This is a genomic window from Paraburkholderia sp. RCC_158, assembly GCF_041355255.1.
Lineage (GTDB): Bacteria > Pseudomonadota > Gammaproteobacteria > Burkholderiales > Burkholderiaceae > Paraburkholderia > Paraburkholderia graminis.
This window is the reverse complement of record NZ_JBFUPM010000009.1, coordinates 248,745-266,395: the sequence shown is the minus strand read 5'-3', so window position 1 is coordinate 266,395 and position 17,651 is coordinate 248,745. Positions and strand designations below refer to the sequence as shown.

The following is a 17,651-nucleotide window of genomic DNA, read 5'->3' as shown; positions in this document are numbered from 1 at the left end:
TTATCTCGTCGGAATCGCTCGTGACGTTCAGTGAGAATCGCGCGGCACCGGCGCGCCGCTCGAGCCGACGAGGAAGTCGAGATCCGCGCCCTGATCCGCTTGCAGCACGTGCTCGACGTAGAGCTTGTAGTAGCCGCGCTTGGGCGACTCAGGCGCCTGCCATGCAGCGCGCCGGCGCTCGAGTTCCTCGTCGCTGACTTCGAGGTGCAGGCGCCGCGCTTCGACATCGAGTTCGATCATGTCGCCGGTCTGCACCAGCGCGAGCGGGCCGCCCGCGGCCGCTTCCGGCGAGACGTGCAGCACGACCGCGCCATACGCGGTGCCGCTCATGCGTCCATCGGAAATGCGCACCATGTCCGTGATGCCTTTTTGCAGCACCTTCTTCGGCAACGGCATATTGCCCACTTCAGCAAAGCCCGGATAGCCCTTCGGCCCCGCGCCCTTGAGCACCATGATGCAGTTTTCGTCGATGTCGAGCGCTTCGTCGTCGATCTTCGCGTGCAGTTCCTCGATGTTCTCGAACACCACCGCGCGGCCGCGATGCTTGAGCAGCTCGGCAGTCGCCGCCGACGGCTTGATCACCGCGCCATTGGGCGCGAGATTGCCCTTCAGCACCGCGATGCCCGCCTTTGCCTTGAACGGCTCGGCGAATGTCGTGATGACTTTCTCGTCGTAATTCGACGCGTTGCGCACGTTGTCCCAGATCGTCTTGCCGTTCACGGTCAGGGCTTCGCGATGCAGCAGACCTTGTTCGCCGAGCTGCTTCAGAACAGCGGGCAAACCGCCGGCGTAATAGAAATCTTCCATCAGGTATTCGCCCGACGGCTGCAGGTTGACGAGACACGGCACGTTGGAACCGAGCTCCCAGTCTTCCAGCGAAAGCTCTACGCCGATGCGCTTGGCAAGCGCGATCAGATGCACGACCGCATTGGTCGAGCCGCCAATCGCGGCGTTCGTGCGAATCGCGTTTTCGAACGCCTGGCGCGTGAGAATCTTGTCCATCGTCAGATCTTCGCGAACCATGTCGACGATGCGCCGGCCGGCCAGATGCGCAAGCACCTGACGGCGTGCGTCGACAGCCGGAATCGCCGCGTTCTGCGGCAAGCCCATGCCGAGCGATTCGACCATCGAAGCCATCGTCGAAGCCGTGCCCATCGTCATGCAATGGCCGCGCGAGCGGTTCATGCACGACTCGGCTTCGGTGAACTCTTCCTGCGTCATCGTGCCGGCGCGCACTTCCTCGGACATCTGCCAGACACCCGTGCCCGAGCCGATATGCTTGCCGCGAAAGCGCCCGTTCAGCATCGGTCCGCCCGACACCGCGAGCGACGGCAGATTGCACGACGCCGCGCCCATCAGCAGCGCGGGCGTAGTCTTGTCGCAGCCGACGAGCAGAATCACGCCGTCCATCGGATTCCCGCGAATCGATTCCTCGACGTCCATCGAAGCGAGGTTGCGAAACAGCATCGCCGTCGGCCGCAGATTCGTTTCGCCGAGCGACATCACGGGAAACTCGAGCGGCAGGCCGCCGGCCTCATGCACGCCTTTTTTCACGTACTCGGCGAGCTCGCGAAAATGCGCGTTGCAAGGCGTCAGTTCCGACCACGTATTGCAGATGCCGATGACCGGGCGGCCGTCGAATTCGTCGTGCGGAATGCCCTGGTTTTTCATCCACGAACGATGCAGAAAACCGTCGCGGTCCTTGAGGCCGAACCACGCCTGGCTGCGCAGCGGCTTTTTAGTCTGGTTGGAATCAGCCATGAAATCTCCTGTTGGCAAACGTGTAGAGCGGGGCGCCTGTCAGTGCACGCGCTTGCTGCGGCGGAACTGGTCGAACAGCACCGCGAGCAGCAGAATCCCGCCGCGAATCAGGTATTGATAGAAAGTCGGCACGTTCATCAGGCTCATTGCGTCCTGCACCGAGCCCATGATCAGCACGCCGACCAGCACGCCGGAAATCGTCGCGACGCCGCCCGTCAGCGACACGCCGCCGAGCACGCACGCGGAAATCACGCCGAGTTCCAGGCCGACCGAGGTTTTCGGATCGCCGAGACTCATACGCGACGCAAGCATCACGCCCGCAAAGCCCGTCACGAGACCTTGCAGCACGAACACCGTGATCTTGATGCGCGTGACGGGCAGACCGGCAAGCAACGCGGCCTCGCTATTGCCGCCGACAGCCAGCACGTTCTTGCCGAACACGGTCTTCTTCAGCAGAAAACCAAACAGCACGAAGCCGACGATGTTGCTCCAGATCGGAAACGAAATGCCGAGGAACGAGCCGCCGCCAAGATCGAAGAAGCGTTCTTCCGAAATCATCACCGCGTCGCCGCTCGACGTGATGTAGGCGAGACCGCGGACGACTTCCATCATCGCGAGCGTGACGATCAGCGAGTTGATCTTGTAGCGCGCGACCAGCACGCCGTTGACAAGCCCGACCGCGCCGCCCGCGAGCACGCCCGCGGCCACGCCGAGCATCACGCTATGCGTCGCCGTGATGAGCGTGGACGCCACCACGCCCGCAAAGGCCACGATCGACGCCACCGACAGATCGACTTCGCCGAGCGCGAGGACGAACATCATCGTCACCGAGATCGAGCCGATCAGCGTGACGGAAAGCAGCAGGCCCTGAATGTTTCGCGAGCTCAGAAAGTCCGGCACGGTGAACGACAGCACCGCGAACAGAATGATGAACACCATCACGATGCCGGACTTGTTGATCAGATCCCACGTGCGCGCCGCGCGCGCGCTCAGGCCCGCGGAAGCGACGGCCGGCGTGGAGGATTCGGTTGAAGGTGTGTTCATGATGTGTGTTCCGTTTCAATGCCGCGGTTTCGATTCAGCGGCGCGACTCAGTTGCGTTCGGTTGCGTTCGTTCGGTTGCGTTCGTTCGGTTGTGTGCGGCTAGCGGGGCAGGGCGAGCTTGATGAGCACATCGGGCGTGGCCTGCGCCTTGGGCAGATCGCCGACGAGGCGTCCTTCCTTCATCACGATCACGCGGTCGGCCACGCCGATCACTTCCGCGAGATCGCTCGACACCACGATCACCGTGCGGCCCGCTTCGGCGAGCCCATATAGCAGCCCATAAATTTCGCTGCGCGCGCCGACGTCGATGCCGCGCGTGGGCTCGTCCATCAGAAACACGTCGATCTCTTCGGCCAGCCAGCGCGACAAAATCACCTTCTGCTGATTGCCGCCGGAGAGCGTGCCGATCGGCGTCTCGCCGTTGCGCGTCTTGATCGCGAGCTTGCCGATGAACTCCTTCGCGGTCTGCGCTTCCTTGCGGCCGTTGAGCACGTTAAAACGGCTGAAATGGCGGCGGCAACTGATGTTGAGGTTGTCCGATACCGAAGCGATCGAGACGATGCCTTCCTGTTTGCGGTCTTCCGGACACAGCGCGACACCCGCGCGCACCGCGTCGCGCGGCGTGGCGAAACGCGCCGGCTTGCCTTTGAGCGTGATGTCGCCGGCGGTCGGCTTGACCGCGCCGTAGATGAGCTTCATCAACTCCGAACGCCCCGCGCCGACGAGCCCGAAGAAGCCGACTATCTCGCCTTTGCGCGCGGAGAACGTGGCCGGTTCGCGCAGCCCCTTACCCATGAGTCCCTTGACGTCGAGCTGCACGTCGCCGAGTTCGCGCGTGCGATAGCCGTACACGTCGGCGATCGAGCGGCCCACCATGCAACTGATCAGACGATCGCGGTCGAGCCCGGCGCCTGCATCGAACGTATCGATGCGGCGGCCGTCGCGGAACACGGTCACGCGATCGCACAGTTCGTAGACCTCGTCCATCCGATGCGTGACGTAGATGATCGCGCGGCCTTCGGCCCGCAACGCCCGGATGATCCGAAACAGTTGCGTCGTTTCGCGCGACGACAGCGAACTCGTCGGTTCGTCGAATGCGATCACGCGCGCGTCGCGCATCAGCGCCTTGCCGATCTCGATCATCTGCCGCTGACCGATCGACAGATTCTTTACCTGCTGCGACGGGTCGATTTTTTCGCCGAGCCGTTCGAGTTCGCGCAGCGCGCGCGCAACCAGCGCCTTTTCGTCAAGGATGCCGAAGCGATTCGGCAGCGCGCCGAGCATGAGGTTTTCCGCAACCGTCAGCTCGGGCACCAGATGCAATTCCTGATAGATGATCGCGACGCCCGCGGCAATCGCGGCCTTCGTCGTAGTGAACTGCTGCTCGACGCCGCCGAGCGACAACGTCCCCGCCGCCGGCTGATTCACGCCGGACAGCACCTTGAGCAGCGTCGATTTGCCCGCGCCGTTTTCGCCCATCAGGCCATGCACTTCGCCGCGCCGCACTTCCAGCGACACCTGGTCGAGCGCGAGCACGCCGGGAAAGCGCACGGTGATGCCGTCGAGTTGCAGATACGGCTCGCTCGACGCAAGCGCCGCGGCAGGCGAGGGCGCTTGCACCGGCACAGAAGCACCGCCGGTGGAAGGCGCAGTGTGTGTGGACGTCATCGAAAAAAACCTCGGTAGTGATCAGGCTGGGCGGGCCGCGCGCGCTTCAGCGCATGAGACGCGGCCCGCCGCGTGCAAGGTCGAACGCGGCTTAGATGCCGAGTTCCTTGCGCACGTCTTGCCAGTTGCCGCGCACCATCAGCTTGCCGGTGGTTTGCGTATCGGCGGGCGGCTGCTTGCCGTCCTTGATCCACTGCACGAGGTTCTCGGTGCTTTCGCGGCCGTGCATCGTCGAGCTCACGGCGATCGTGCCGTAGAAGCCCGTCGGCTCCTTCTTCTGGAATTCGGCAAAGGCTTCGCCCGCGCCGTTGATGCCGACGCCGATCACGTCCGCCGCCGGAATGTGCAGTTGCTCGGTGGCGCGCACGCCGCCCAGCACGCTTTCCTCGTTCAGCGCGAAGATCACCCACTTCTTGATGTTCGGATGCTGCGCGAGCACCGGCGATGAAGCGTTGAAGCCGCCCTCGTCGTCGGTCGTCTTTTGCGGGGCGTCGAAGATATTTTCTTTCTTGAAGCCGCCGGCGAGCAGCGATTGCGTCGCGCCGTCGGTGCGCAGCTTCGCGGTCGGCAGCTCGTAGTTCGTGATGCGCAGCGCGCCGACTTCTTCCGGCTTCCAGCCGCGGCGCTTCATTTCCTCGGCGATGGCCGTGCCGACCTGATTGCCGATCTTGAACGCGGACATGCCCAGATGCGGCACGTTCGGCAGCGGCTTGCCGCTCGAGTCGACCAACTGATCGTCGACGGTGACGAACTTCATGTTGTAGCGCTTCGCGCGCGCCTGAATCGCCGGTCCGAGACGCACGTCGGGCGCGCAGATCACAAAGCCCTTCGCGCCTTGTGCGCCGAGATTGTCGATGGCGGACAGCACTTTTTCACCGTCCGGCGTGCCGATGTTCACCACCGAAAAGCCGTCCTTCTGGCCGAGCGCCGTCGCGGCTTTCTGTTCGTTGATGAACCATGCCTGTTCCGGCATCTTCACAAGGAAGCCGACTTTGAGCGGCTGATCCGCATGCGCGGAAAGTTGCATCGCAAAGGGCGCGGCGAGGGTGGCCGCGGCGATCGCGGTGAGCGTCAAACGACGAAGCTTGCTGGTCATGTCTGTCTCCTGAGGTTGAAAAGCTGCATTGATTTCGTTTATGTGCAGCGAGGCGATACACGGCGTTAGCCGGAACTTGAAAAGTGAGCCAGGAAATCCGATGCGGAATCGATGCGGGCGGCGACGTTCATATGAGTCACCGGGATCAGCTCGCGACGTAGGCCGTTTTCACGGCCGTCCAGAACGCCGCGTCGGTCGAGCCATACGCGGACGCCTTGCGCCCGCCGCCAGGCGCGTGATGCTCGACTGCCGTCGTCGGCAGATTGATCGTGACGAGGCCGCTATGCACATGGCGGCGAAAATGCCGGGCGCGGCTCAACGAACGCGTGCAGATGCCGGCGCACAGACCATAGGCGGTGTCGTTCGCGAGAGTCAGCGCGTGCTCGTAATCGTCGGCGCGCAAGACGACCGCAAGCGGTCCGAAGATTTCTTCGCGCGCAATCCGATGCTCGGCTTCGCCCGCGAACAGCGCCGGTTCGAAGAAGTAGCCGCGCGTCGCGCGTTCGAGCCGCCGGCCGCCGTGCAGCAGTTGCGCGCCTTCCTGCGCCGCGATTCGCACGTAGTCGAGATTGCGCTCGAGTTGCGCGGCGTTCGCGACGGGGCCCACGTCGGTGCCGTGCTTCAGCGCATGGTCGACGGTGAGTTTCGCGAGCCTTGCCTGCAACGCGTCGACGAACGGCTCGTAGATCGCGCGTTCGACGATCAGACGCGCCGCTGCCGTACTGCGCTGGCCGGTCGAGCCGTAGGCGCCGGTCAACGCGGCATCGACGGCGATGTCGAGATCGGCATCAGCCAGCACGACGAACGGGTTCTTGCCGCCCATCTCCAGTTGCACGCGCGCCTGACGCGCCGCCGCGGCTTGCAGCACACGCGTGCCGGTTTCCGCCGATCCGCTGAAGCTGATGCCCGCGACGAGCGGATGCGCGACGATCCGCGCGCCGACCTGCCGGCCGCTGCCCATCACCAGATTGAACACGCCCGCCGGCAAACCCGCGCGGCTCACGATGGAAGCGAGTGCCGCCGCGCAAGCCGGCGTCGATTCCGCCGGCTTGAAGACGACGCAATTGCCATGCGCCAGCGCGGCGCCGATCTTGGCCGCCGCAGTCGCGAGCGGCGCGCTCCACGGCGCGATGATGCCGACCACGCCGAGCGGCTCGCGCGTCATGTCGATTTCGACGCCGGCACGCGCCGACGCCACCGGCTCCGAGTACGCGCGCTGTGCATCGGCGGCGAGCAGCTTGAAGGTCTGGCCAGCGCGCGTGGCTTCGCTCAGCGCCTCGGGCAAAGTTTTGCCCACTTCGCGCGCTAGCAGACGGCCGAGTTCGTCGCGGCGTGCGAGCATTTCGCTGCCGATTGCGTCGAGCGCGTCCGCGCGGCGCTGGCCCGAACTCAGCGACCATTCGCCGAAAGCCGCATTGGCCGCTTCAATCGCGCTGTCGGTCTGCCGCACGTCGGCGCGAACATATTCGCCGACCGGGTCGTCGAGATCCGACGGATTCAGCGAAACGCCCGTGGTCGCGCCCGTCTCCCAGCCGCCATTGATGTAATGGCGCAGCGGGCTGGCAACGAGCGGGACGAGCGGATCGCGGTTCATCGACGGAATGGCGCCATGGGAGAAGCCTGGAAAGTCCACGAATGGTATGAGCGGGCGCAATAACTTTCCAATCCCTTTTTAGGCTATCCCGATAACAATTCCGGTATGGCATCATGGCGCCAACGATAATGATGTTGGAGACAGGCCATGACGCGTAGCTACTCGAACTGGTTCGTGCGTGCGCGGCTGAAGACGCGGCAGTTGCTGCTGCTGGCCGCGATGGAGGAAGAAGGCAACGTGCGGCGCGCCGCCGACGTGCTGGGCATGACGCAGCCGGCGGCTTCGCGGCTCCTCAAGGAACTGGAGGACATGCTGGACGTGAGCCTCTTCGACCGCACGCCGCACGGCATGCACGCGACGCTGTACGGCGAGGTGATGATCCGTCATGCGCGCATGGTGCTCTCGAATCTGAGCCACGCACACGACGAAATCTCGGCGCTGCGCGCGGGACTCGCCGGGCAGGTGCGCATCGGCGTGATCGCGGCGGCGGCGGCCACGATGGTGCCGCGCGCGATCGCGAGCGTGAAGGAGCGTTATCCGCAATTGCAGATCTGGGCGGAAGTCGAAACGTCGGACGTGATGCTGCCGCGGCTCGCCGAAGGCGAACTCGACATCATGATCGGCCGGGTGCTCGAGCGGCAAAATCAGTTCAAGACCGAAGTCCGCTACGAACCGCTCGCCGACGAACCGCTGTGCGTGGTCGCGCGGCCGGGCCATCCGCTGGAAAACGAGAGCGGGCTGACGCTGCGGGGAATCGTCAACGCGAGCTGGGTGCTGCATCCGCCGGGCAGCGTGTTGCGGCATCGTTTCGATCTGATGTTTTCGCAGATCGGCCTGAATCCGCCGCAGAACGTGGTCAACACCAACAACTTTCTGGCGATTTCGAGCCTGCTGCTTCAGAGCGACATGTTGGCGGTTTTGCCGAACGAAGTGGCGGGCCAGTACCAACAGTACGGCGTGCTGAAGCGCCTGCCGATCGATTTGCCATGCAGGATGGACACTTTCGGTATCATCACGCGCCAGTCGCACCTGCTTTCGCCGGCCGCGTCGGTCGTGCTGGAAGCGCTGCGCGAGGCCGCGGGCGAGGTGTACGGCGCGCCGTCGGAGGCGGCCATGGTTCGATAAATGCTTCCTCCCTTCATGAGATGGCCGGCTGACGGCAGGGAGGGACGCAAAATGTACAACAAACACGGAAGACGGCAACGCGCCGTCGACGATTCATTTTCCGTTCGCTCCGGTGGGGCGAGCGTCTGGTTTAGCAACGGCATGGCTCTCAAATCGACGATTTACAAGGCGGAACTGCAGATCGCCAACATGGACCGGCACTATTACGCCGACCATTCGCTCACCATCGCGCGTCATCCGTCCGAAACCGACGAGCGCATGATGGTCCGCGTCGCCGCGTTCGCGCTCTTCGCGCAGGAACGGCTCGAATTCTGCAAGGGTTTATCGGATGTCGACGAACCGGATCTCTGGCAAAAGGACCTGACCGGCGCGATCGAAACGTGGATCGAAGTCGGCCAGCCCGACGAGCGGCGCATCGCCAAGGCGAGCGGCCGTTCAAATGAGGTGATTGTGATCGCCTACGGCGGGCGAACTTCGGACATCTGGTGGCAGGGCGTGCGGAACAAGGTCGAGCGCATGCGCAATGTGACGGTGTGGTCGCTCGGCGAAAACATCGCGGCCGAACTCGGCTCGCTCGCGGAGCGCACGATGCGGCTGCAATGCACCGTGCAGGACGGCGAAGCGTGGCTCGGTAGCGCTGAAGCCGACGCCGTGAAAATCGAGTGGACGGTGTTGAAGGCGCCCGCGAACGCCTGACTTTGCCGCGAGCCGCCCGCCCGCGCCGCGCGAGCTTCAGAGCGACGTCACGCGCGCCGCTTCGGGCGGTCCTTTGAGCTCGACCATGTTGCCCTCGGGGTCGAACAGATACAGCGACGGCCCGTAGCCGTCCGCGCCATAACGCACGCCTTCTTCGCCGATCCGCGCGCCTTGGGCGGCCAGGTGCGCCTTGAGCGCCTCGGCATCGAACGGCTCGACGCGCAGACACAGATGATCCATATTGCGTCCCGCGCCGGGCGTGCCGTTTTCCGGGCGATCGATCTTCGCACCTACTTGCAGCAGGTCGATTAGCGAGCGCCCCGCCCGCAACTGTGTGAGACCCAGCTCGCGCTGCTCTTTTTCGACGCTGCAACCGAGCACGTCGCAGTAAAAGCGCGCCATCGACGCAACGTCGGTCGCCCGAATCACAACATGGTCGATCTCGCGAATATGAATCTTCATATTGAGCGCCTCCCGTGGCTGATTTATTAAACGGAGAACAGCCAGTTTATGGGAAAGCGGGGCGGGTGTTGACGGGCTAGATACCGAGCAGCGTCGGCCGGCACGCAAAACGTATAGACGAAAAAAAGCCCGCTCTATGTGGAGCGGGCTGAATCCATATCAGGAGGAGACATGGAGGAGACAGGTACTAATATACACATGCGCTTGGTGCGACGCAATAACTTTTTAGGGGAAAACCCGACATCGTGCAAAATTGTCGCACCTGGAGGCAAAACGAGCCGTCAGATGACGCCGAGCGGCGCCGGCCGGGCGTCTGCCGGCTACGAGGAAGCGCAATGACAGAGCAAGAACCGGAGCGTAGTGTGTCGGGATGCGGCCTACATTGGTGAGCATCGACAGCACCCATCCGGGACCATCATGAACCGCACCCATTATCCCGCCGAGACCGACACGACCGCCCGCACCGCAGCCTGGCATTCCGACGACGAACGGTGGGAAGCCGTCGCCCGTCGCGATCCGCTCGCGGACGGCGCTTTCTTCTACGGCGTGAAGACGACGGGCGTGTTCTGCCGTCCGTCGTGCGCGTCGCGCCAGCCGCGCCGCGAGAACGTCGCATTTTTCGCCGATGCCGCCGCGGCCCGCGCCGCCGGCTTTCGCGATTGCAAGCGCTGTCAGCCGGGCGGCTTGCCGCGCGAACTCGACATCGTGAACCGCGCGTGCGCCGCGCTCGACGCCGATCCGCAGCAACGTCTCACGCTCGCGCAATTGAGCGACGCCGTGCACCTGAGCCCGTTCCACCTTCAGCGCCTGTTCAAGCGGGTCGTCGGCGTGTCGCCGCGCCAGTATCAGGCTGCGCGGCGCGGCGCCGCGTTGCGCGACGCGCTCAAGCGCGGCGCCGACGTCACGCGCGCCACGCTCGACGCCGGCTTCAATTCGCCTTCGCGGATGTACGAGAGTGCGTCGGCGGAACTGGGCATGGCACCGTCCGAATATCGCCGCAAGGGCGCCGGGCTGACCGTGCGCTACGCCAGCGCGCCGACCTCGCTCGGCTTCGTGCTGGTGGCCGCGACGGCCAAGGGCATCTGCAAGATCGGTTTCGGCGACGACGCCGCCTTGCTCGTCGACGAACTGCGCGGCGAATTCGCCAACGCGGATCTCCTGGAAGATGCCGAGCGGCTCGCGCCGTTCGTCGCGCAGATCGACGCCTATTTGCGCGGCACGCGTCAGCATTTCGACCTGCCGCTCGATATCGCGGCGACGGCCTTCCGCCAGCGCGTGTGGGACGCGCTGCGGCACATTCCCTACGGCGAGACGCGCAGCTACACGGAGATCGCCGAAGCCGTCGGCGCGCCCCGTGCCGTGCGCGCGGTCGCGAGCGCCTGCGCGACGAATCCGGTTGCGCTTGCCATTCCGTGTCATCGCGTCGTGCAAAAGGGCGGGGCGCTTGCCGGCTATCGTTGGGGCTTGCCGCGCAAAGCCGCGCTGCTCGACAACGAGGCGCAGCACGCGCACCGCGTTTCCGCCGACGAAACCGCCCGCCCCGAAACGACGCCTGTTCAACCCCTCGCCACCAAACTGGACCACGCCGCGTGAGCACGCTCGACGACGTTGCAACTCTTGAACTCCCGTACAAAGCGCCGTTCGACTGGCGGCGCCTGCTGCGCTTTTTCAGCGGACGCGCGACGCCCGGCGTCGAGACCGTCGAAGACGGCGCGTATCGCCGCGCGATCGAATGGGCCGGCGACAGCGGCACGCTCAGCGTGCGCGAGCATCCGCGCAAGCGCTGCCTGGTCGCGAGCATAGAAGGCCCGGTGAGCCGTCACGTCGACGCGCTCGCCGGGCCCATCGCAAAGATGTTCGATCTGCACGCCGATCCGAAGAAGATCGGCGCCGCGCTCGCCGCGGACCCCTGGCTTGCGCCGCTGATCGACGCCGCGCCCGGCTTGCGCGTGCCGGGCGCGTGGTCGGGCTTCGAACTGGTGGTGCGCGCGATCGTCGGCCAGCAAATCAGCGTGAAGGGGGCGACCACTATCATCGGACGATTGGTGCAGCGGGCGGGCGAGCGTATCGACGGGCATCCGCATGACAATACGGCGTGGCGTTTTCCAACGCCCCAAGCGCTGGCAGCCGTCGACCTCGCGCAAATCGGCATGCCGGGCAAGCGCGTGGCCGCGCTGCAAGGCTTCGCGCACGCGGTCGCGACGGGCGATGTGCCGCTCGACAGCGCCACGGCGGACGCAAGCGAACTGCGCGCGGCCTTGCTCGCGCTGCCGGGCATCGGCCCCTGGACGGTCGAGTATGTCGCGATGCGCGCGTGGCGCGACCCCGACGCCTGGCCCGCGTGGGATCTCGTGCTGATGCAGTCGATCTGCGCGCGCGACCCGTCGCTCGTGCGGCCCACGCAGCAGCGCACGCGCACCGACGCTTGGCGCCCGTGGCGCGCTTATGCGGCGATGCATCTGTGGAACGAGGTGGCGGATCGGGCCGGGGCCGCGCGCGGCGGTTAGTGCTCGCGAGCTAGCCGTCTAAGGCGAAGGTGGCGACACGCCATGCCGTGTCGCCACGCTCACTAAAAAAACGCGGCTGCAATGGCCGCAATAACCTGGAATCCGTGTGGCCAAATCCGCGAATCCGGCGTGAAAACAGACCGGCCAACAGACGCCCCGGCGGCCTGCAATCGCCCGCCGAAGCGGCCTCAAGCAGGCGCGGTGGCGAGATGTTAAAGTGCCCGCTACTGAAAATTCCGCCGAACGTTGTCAACCGCAACATGCTGCCCGCGAGCAGCCAGGCGGCACATGGCGGCCGACAACGCCCGACTCGCATCAATGCCAAACACGACCTCATCCCGCACGACCGACGCGTTCCTGCACCGCCTGTCCGTGCTGACTTCAGGGCCGCAGCGCGACGCGCTGCTACGCGGCCTGCGCGGCATCGAAAGAGAAAGCCTGCGCGTGACGCACGAGGGCCAGCTCGCGCTGACGCCGCATCCGCGCGCGCTCGGTTCCGCGCTCACGCATCCTTCGCTGACCACCGACTATTCCGAAGCGCTAATCGAACTGATCACGCCCGCTGAGCACGACGTCGTGCTCACGCTCGAGAAGCTCGACACGCTGCATCGTTTCGTCTACGCGAACCTCGGCGACGAGATTCTGTGGAATAACTCGATGCCGGGCCTATTGCCCGACACCGATGAAGGCATTCCGATCGCGGATTACGGCTCGTCGAACATCGGCAAGCTGAAGTACGTGTACCGCATCGGCCTCGCGCTACGCTACGGGCGCACGATGCAATGCATCGCGGGCATTCACTACAACTATTCGCTGAACGAAGAAGTGTGGCGGCTGTTGCACGCGGAGCAGCAATCCACCGCGAACGCGGTCGATTTTCAGTCCGACCGTTACCTCGCGCTGATCCGCAATTTCCGCCGCACGAACTGGCTGCTGATGTACCTGTTCGGCGCGTCGCCCGCGCTCGACCGCCGCTTCTTGCGCGAGCGCAAACATACGCTCGAAACCTTCGACGCCGACACGTTGTATCGCCCGTATGCGACCAGCCTGCGCATGAGCGATCTCGGCTACTCGAACACCACCGCGCAAGCCGCGCTGCACGCCGACTACGACACGCTGCCCGGTTATCTCGACGCGCTCGCGAAGGCGGTTAGCCAGCCGTATCCTGCGTACGAGGCAATCGGCACGCAGCGCGACGGCGAGTGGGTGCAGATCAACACCAACGTATTGCAGATCGAAAACGAGTTTTATTCGACGATCCGTCCGAAGCGCGTCACGTATCCCGGTGAGCGGCCGCTGCACGCGCTCGCCGCGCGCGGCGTGCAATACGTCGAAGTGCGCTGCATGGACATCGATCCCTTCGAGCCGGTCGGTATTTCGCTCGAAACGTCGCGCTTTCTCGACGCCTATCTGCTCGTGTGTGCGCTCGACGACAGCGCGCCGCTGCCGCCGCCCGCCTATTGCGAGGCGAACCAGAACTTCGCGCGCGTGACGACCGAAGGGCGCAAGCCCGGCCTCGAACTCACGCGCGACGGGCAGACCATCGCGATGACTGAATGGGCCGACGAACTGTTCGTCAAGATCGAAGCGGCAGCCGCCGCGCTCGACGCGCTGAACGGCGGCGACGCGCATGCGCGCTCGGTTGCGGTTCAGCGCGCGAAGCTGGCGGATGCGTCGCTGACGCCGTCCGCACGCGTATTGCAGACCATGCGCGAGAAGCAGCAGAGCTTCCTCGAATTCGGTCTTGAACAGAGCGAAGCGCATGCGGCGCACTTCCGCGCGCGTCCGCTGCCTGCAGACGTGGCAAAGGAGTTTGAGGAGCTGGCCACGCAATCGCTGGAGGAACAGGCGAAACTCGAGCGGGAAGAAGTGGGCTCGTTCGATGCGTTCGTCGCCGCTTATCGGGCTTATACGTTGAACCGCTTCAGCGTGTGAGCGAAGCGGCTGCCGCATCGGCACGCATCGGTAAATTGTCCACGCATTTGCACGTTTCTCTGATCTGAAGGAAACACCCTCTACACGACGCGGTCCAAACTGATAGGACACGCTAACAAGAGGGAGGATCAACGTGATGAAGCAACGTCTGTTGTCCGTACTGTGCGTTACCGCGGCTGCCGTTGCCGTTGCCGCGACCGCATGCTCTACGCAGGGACAAGTCGATCCCGACGTCATGCAGATCGCCACCACGCCGCTGACCTGTTCGAGCAAGGCCGAGTGCGACCTCTGGTGGCAGCGCGCGCAAACGTGGGTCGCCAATAACTCGAAGTACAAGATCGAAGCCGCGACCAGCACGCTGATCCAGACCGCCGGCCCGGACGGCGGCAAGCGCGCGCTCGCCTACCAGATCACCCGCACGCAGAATCCGGACGGCACCGCGACGATCGGCTTCGCCGCGCATTGTGACGGCTCGCTCGGCTGCAAGCCGAACCCGTGGGAAGCGGGCGCGGACTTCAAGCAATATGTGCGCGGCACGCCGGCAGGCACACAGGGAACCGATGCCAAGCCGGCGCAGCCCGCGTCCGCCGCGGTGCATCCCGCCCTGCATCCCGATATGCAGCAAGGACAGTCGGTCACGCCATCCACTGGCGAAGCCGTGAGTCAGTGAGCGACGCGTTGCGCGCCGCTCAATGCCCCATCGACGGACCGACGCCTTTGCGCGGCTTCGTGATCCACACGAGCACGGCAAGCACGAGGAAGCCCGCGCACGAAATGCGGAAGAAGTCGTTGGTGGCCAGCATATAAGCCTGCGCGGTCACCACCTGGTTGAGCTGCGCCGTGATGCTGTCGCCGGAAAGGCCGGCGCCGGCCAGCGCACTCGTGTACGCGTTCGTGTTCGCCGTGTAGACGTTGACGTTATCGACCAGCATCGCGTGATGGCGAATCGTGTCGTTCTCCCAATACGTCGTGCTGATGGCGGTGCCGATTGCGCCTGACAACGTCCGGAAAAAGTTCGATAAGCCCGACGCGCTCGCGAGCCGATCGTCCGACACGCTCGAGAGCGTGATGGTCGTCATCGGCACGAAGAAACAGGCCACGCCGATGCCTTGCACGAGGCGCGGCCAGATCACGTGATTGAAGGGCACATCGAGCGTGAAGGTCGAGTTCCAGAACGACACGAACGCAAACACGATGAACGCGAAGCTCGCGATCACCCGCAGATTCAGCCGGTGCATGTTCTTGCCGATCATCGGCGAGAGGAACAGCGCGAGGATACCGACCGGCGCGGTTGCGAGACCGGCGAGGCCCGCCGTGTAACCCATCACCGTTTGGAGCCACAGCGGAAAAATCACCACCGAGCCGAAGAACGCCATGAAGCCGAACGAGATGATCAGCACGCCGAGCGCGAAATTGCGGTCCTTAAAGAGCGATAAATCGACGACCGGCTCTTTCTCGGTCATCTCCCACACGAGCATGAACGCAATCGAAATCACCGCGATCACCGCGAGCGTCACGATGAACGTGGAGTTGAACCAGTCGCGATCCTTGCCTAGGTCGAGCACCATCTGCAGACACGCCACGCCGATCACGAGCAGCGAAAGGCCGATTGCGTCGATACGCTGCTGCGTGGTCTTGGTTTCGCGCCCGCGCAACAGCACGAACGCGCAGGCCGCGGAGAAAAGGCCGATCGGCACGTTGATGTAGAAGATCCACGGCCAGGTGTAGTTGTCCGTGATGTAGCCGCCCATCACCGGGCCGAAGATCGGCGCGCAAATCACGGTCATCGCCCACAACCCCAACGCGAGCCCGCGTTTCTCGGGCGGATACGAGCGCATCAGAATGGTTTGCGACAGCGGGACCATCGGGCCGGACACAAGCCCTTGCACGAGCCGGAACAAGATCAGCGACTCGAAGTTATGCGCGAAGCCGCACAGCGCTGAGGCGATCGTGAAGAGCAGAACGGACAGCGTGAAGAGCCGCACTTCGCCGACGCGCCGCGCGAGCCAGCCCGTCAACGGAACCGCAATCGCCGAGGCCACCGAATACGACGAGATCACCCACGTGCCCTGACTCGTCGCCACGCCGAGGCTGCCGGAGATGGTCGGCACGGCGACGTTGGCAATCGACGTGTCCAGCACTTCCATGAACGTGCCGAGCGCGAGCCCGACGGTCAGCAGCGCGAGCGCGCCGCCTTTGAGCGGCGCCGGTTCGGCCGCGGGCGGGGTGGCGGGCTGGTGTGCAGGTTGAGCTGCGGGTTCGTCAGCGTTGGAAGCCGTAGCGGCCATGTGTTGTTCTCCTCAGCGCGGAAGTGTGTCGTGCCTGGCTTGTCGCGTTTCTCCGGGCATTTGCATGCTGCATCACACTCTGCCCAGACAGATATTGTTTTACAACTGCGCCCCTAGAAGGCGCTCTGCGGTTAATGCTCGCCCTTCTCCGGCGATGAATCATCGGGCGGTGCGTCGTCGGCCGTTGCGTCGTCGGGCGGCTCAGCTTCCGCACACAAACCGCAGCCTGTGTTCGTCCCCGAGTCGATACCGTTGGCGATGAAACGGCTGAGCAGTTCGATCAGCGTCGCGAGGTCCGCGTCCGAGAAGCCGCGCAACTGCTCGTTCAGCACGGCCGCGCCGATGCCGGGCAACTGCTGCGCCGCTTCATGCCCTTGCGGCGTCAACTCCAGCTTGACCATCCGACGGTCGGCATCGCTACGCGTGCGCTGCAAAAAGCCTTTCTTTTCAAGGCGGTCCAGCAGACGAGTCATCGAGCCGCTGTCATAGGACATCACGCGCGACAACTCGAACGGCGTGTTCGCGCGCCCGGCAGCGAGCAACAGGATCACGCCGATCTGCTGCGCCGTCAGCCCCAGCGGCTTGACCGCGCGGTCGGTGCGCTCGACCAGCACGTTGCGCGCTTTCGACAGGTAGTAGCCGAGACTCGTATCGAGCCGGATCTCGTCCGCTTTGTAGGGGCCGTCAGTCATTTGGGTACAGGAACATTGCAGCAGACGCACATTCTGGACGCGCGCGACACCGAAAAACAACAACGCGGCCACGTATCGCGCACAGTATCTTGAAATTTACTTGCATAGTCAATATTATATTAAGCAACGAGTTACGCGATCCGCGCCACCCGAGACTATGTTCTGACCGCTTTTTTTGTCCGCCGCCAGGCCGGCGTGACCCAAGGATGTCCCTCCCATGCTGTACCTGAAAAATACCCTCGGCGGCCTTAGCCGCTCTCTGACCGATTCCGCTTTGCACAGCTTCCAGGGCCCGCATCGCTGGTGGAAGCTCGCGTTGTTCGCCGTGCTGTTCGTGCTGCCCGGCGGATCGGTGGGAGTCGCGGTGTTGGCGTGGTTCGAGCATCGTCGGGCGCGCAAGGGTTTGAAGGGCATCGCGGACATCAAAGGTGCGAAGGCGGTGTCGGTGGACAGCGCGGCGGCGCTCGCGAACGCGGCAAGCGTGTCAGGCGTTAAGAGCGCGGCACCTGTCATCGCCCACGGCGCGGCAAGCGCCTGCCAGTCGCGCGGCGAAGCACCGTGCCGGGCCGCAGCCGGCAAGCTCGCGCGCAAGACGACATCGACGGAATCGCGGATCGATTCGCGCACCGGCGCCCGCGTTTGAACGGCAGCCAGTAACAGCGCGTAACCTTCGCGACACCGTCAGTAACACACCTTCGCCGCTGCCCGCATTAACCTTTCTGTTTCCCGCGCCCAGCGGGCTCATACGCTAACATGCCGGCACATCGTAGCCGGCGCCGTCCG

15 protein-coding genes are annotated in these 17,651 nt (G+C 64.4%); 7 read left to right on the top strand and 8 right to left on the bottom strand.

The genetic code is table 11. The features are described 5' to 3' along the window. Window positions 1-27 precede the first annotated feature (27 nt). The 5 genes from AB6809_RS19795 to AB6809_RS19775 all read right to left on the bottom strand — a co-directional run bounded on the left by AB6809_RS19795 (window position 28) and on the right by AB6809_RS19775 (window position 7,163). On the bottom strand, window positions 28-1,761 hold the full coding sequence (locus tag AB6809_RS19795) for an IlvD/Edd family dehydratase (protein ID WP_029971179.1): 1,734 nt from the start codon (window positions 1,759-1,761) through the stop codon (window positions 28-30). 39 nt (window positions 1,762-1,800) lie between these two features. Continuing rightward, window positions 1,801-2,805, bottom strand: a complete 1,005-nt coding sequence (gene araH, locus AB6809_RS19790) for an L-arabinose ABC transporter permease AraH (protein WP_006050615.1) — start codon at window positions 2,803-2,805, stop codon at window positions 1,801-1,803. Window positions 2,806-2,904: 99 nt separating this feature from the next. Further along, window positions 2,905-4,473, bottom strand: coding sequence for an L-arabinose ABC transporter ATP-binding protein AraG (gene araG, locus AB6809_RS19785; RefSeq protein WP_371027023.1), 1,569 nt, complete (start codon window positions 4,471-4,473; stop codon window positions 2,905-2,907). A gap of 91 nt (window positions 4,474-4,564) precedes the next feature. Beyond that, entirely contained in the window at window positions 4,565-5,569 is a 1,005-nt protein-coding gene (locus tag AB6809_RS19780) for an arabinose ABC transporter substrate-binding protein (protein ID WP_006050617.1), read from the bottom strand. A 145-nt stretch (window positions 5,570-5,714) separates the two neighbouring features. Then, window positions 5,715-7,163 carry an aldehyde dehydrogenase family protein gene (locus AB6809_RS19775; RefSeq protein WP_371027022.1) on the bottom strand — a complete coding sequence of 483 codons (1,449 nt, stop codon included), beginning with the start codon at window positions 7,161-7,163 and terminating at the stop codon, window positions 5,715-5,717. Window positions 7,164-7,310: 147 nt separating this feature from the next. Here AB6809_RS19775 and AB6809_RS19770 point away from each other — a divergent pair, with 147 nt between their 5' ends. Beyond that, entirely contained in the window at window positions 7,311-8,288 is a 978-nt protein-coding gene (locus AB6809_RS19770; protein ID WP_371027021.1) for a LysR family transcriptional regulator, read from the top strand. Between the two features lie 141 nt (window positions 8,289-8,429). After that, the gene (locus AB6809_RS19765; RefSeq protein ID WP_107710105.1) at window positions 8,430-8,984 is read left to right on the top strand and encodes a YaeQ family protein; all 555 of its coding nucleotides are present in this window, start codon (window positions 8,430-8,432) and stop codon (window positions 8,982-8,984) included. A gap of 36 nt (window positions 8,985-9,020) precedes the next feature. On the opposite strand, the gene AB6809_RS19760 is transcribed toward AB6809_RS19765, so the two are convergent. Next, window positions 9,021-9,446 carry a VOC family protein gene (locus AB6809_RS19760; protein WP_371027020.1) on the bottom strand — a complete coding sequence of 142 codons (426 nt, stop codon included), beginning with the start codon at window positions 9,444-9,446 and terminating at the stop codon, window positions 9,021-9,023. Between the two features lie 417 nt (window positions 9,447-9,863). Here AB6809_RS19760 and ada point away from each other — a divergent pair, with 417 nt between their 5' ends. From ada to AB6809_RS19740, 4 genes are all read left to right on the top strand, one after another. After that, on the top strand, window positions 9,864-11,039 hold the full coding sequence (gene ada / locus AB6809_RS19755) for a bifunctional DNA-binding transcriptional regulator/O6-methylguanine-DNA methyltransferase Ada (RefSeq protein ID WP_371027019.1): 1,176 nt from the start codon (window positions 9,864-9,866) through the stop codon (window positions 11,037-11,039). Further along, the gene (locus AB6809_RS19750; protein ID WP_371027018.1) at window positions 11,036-11,953 is read left to right on the top strand and encodes a DNA-3-methyladenine glycosylase; all 918 of its coding nucleotides are present in this window, start codon (window positions 11,036-11,038) and stop codon (window positions 11,951-11,953) included. Before ada ends, AB6809_RS19750 begins: the two co-directional genes overlap by 4 nt. Before the next feature lie 318 nt (window positions 11,954-12,271). Further along, window positions 12,272-13,888: a glutamate--cysteine ligase gene (gene gshA, locus AB6809_RS19745; protein WP_371027017.1), complete on the top strand. Its 1,617-nt coding sequence runs from the start codon at window positions 12,272-12,274 to the stop codon at window positions 13,886-13,888. A gap of 136 nt (window positions 13,889-14,024) precedes the next feature. Then, window positions 14,025-14,558: a hypothetical protein gene (locus AB6809_RS19740; RefSeq protein ID WP_371027047.1), complete on the top strand. Its 534-nt coding sequence runs from the start codon at window positions 14,025-14,027 to the stop codon at window positions 14,556-14,558. Between the two features lie 19 nt (window positions 14,559-14,577). On the opposite strand, the gene AB6809_RS19735 is transcribed toward AB6809_RS19740, so the two are convergent. Next, entirely contained in the window at window positions 14,578-16,176 is a 1,599-nt protein-coding gene (locus tag AB6809_RS19735; RefSeq protein WP_006050793.1) for a DHA2 family efflux MFS transporter permease subunit, read from the bottom strand. 131 nt (window positions 16,177-16,307) lie between these two features. Continuing rightward, window positions 16,308-16,868 (bottom strand): MarR family winged helix-turn-helix transcriptional regulator, encoded by a 561-nt coding sequence (locus tag AB6809_RS19730; protein WP_371027015.1) that lies wholly within the window; start codon window positions 16,866-16,868, stop codon window positions 16,308-16,310. Between the two features lie 217 nt (window positions 16,869-17,085). Here AB6809_RS19730 and AB6809_RS19725 point away from each other — a divergent pair, with 217 nt between their 5' ends. Beyond that, window positions 17,086-17,511: a hypothetical protein gene (locus tag AB6809_RS19725; protein ID WP_371027014.1), complete on the top strand. Its 426-nt coding sequence runs from the start codon at window positions 17,086-17,088 to the stop codon at window positions 17,509-17,511. Window positions 17,512-17,651 lie beyond the last annotated feature (140 nt).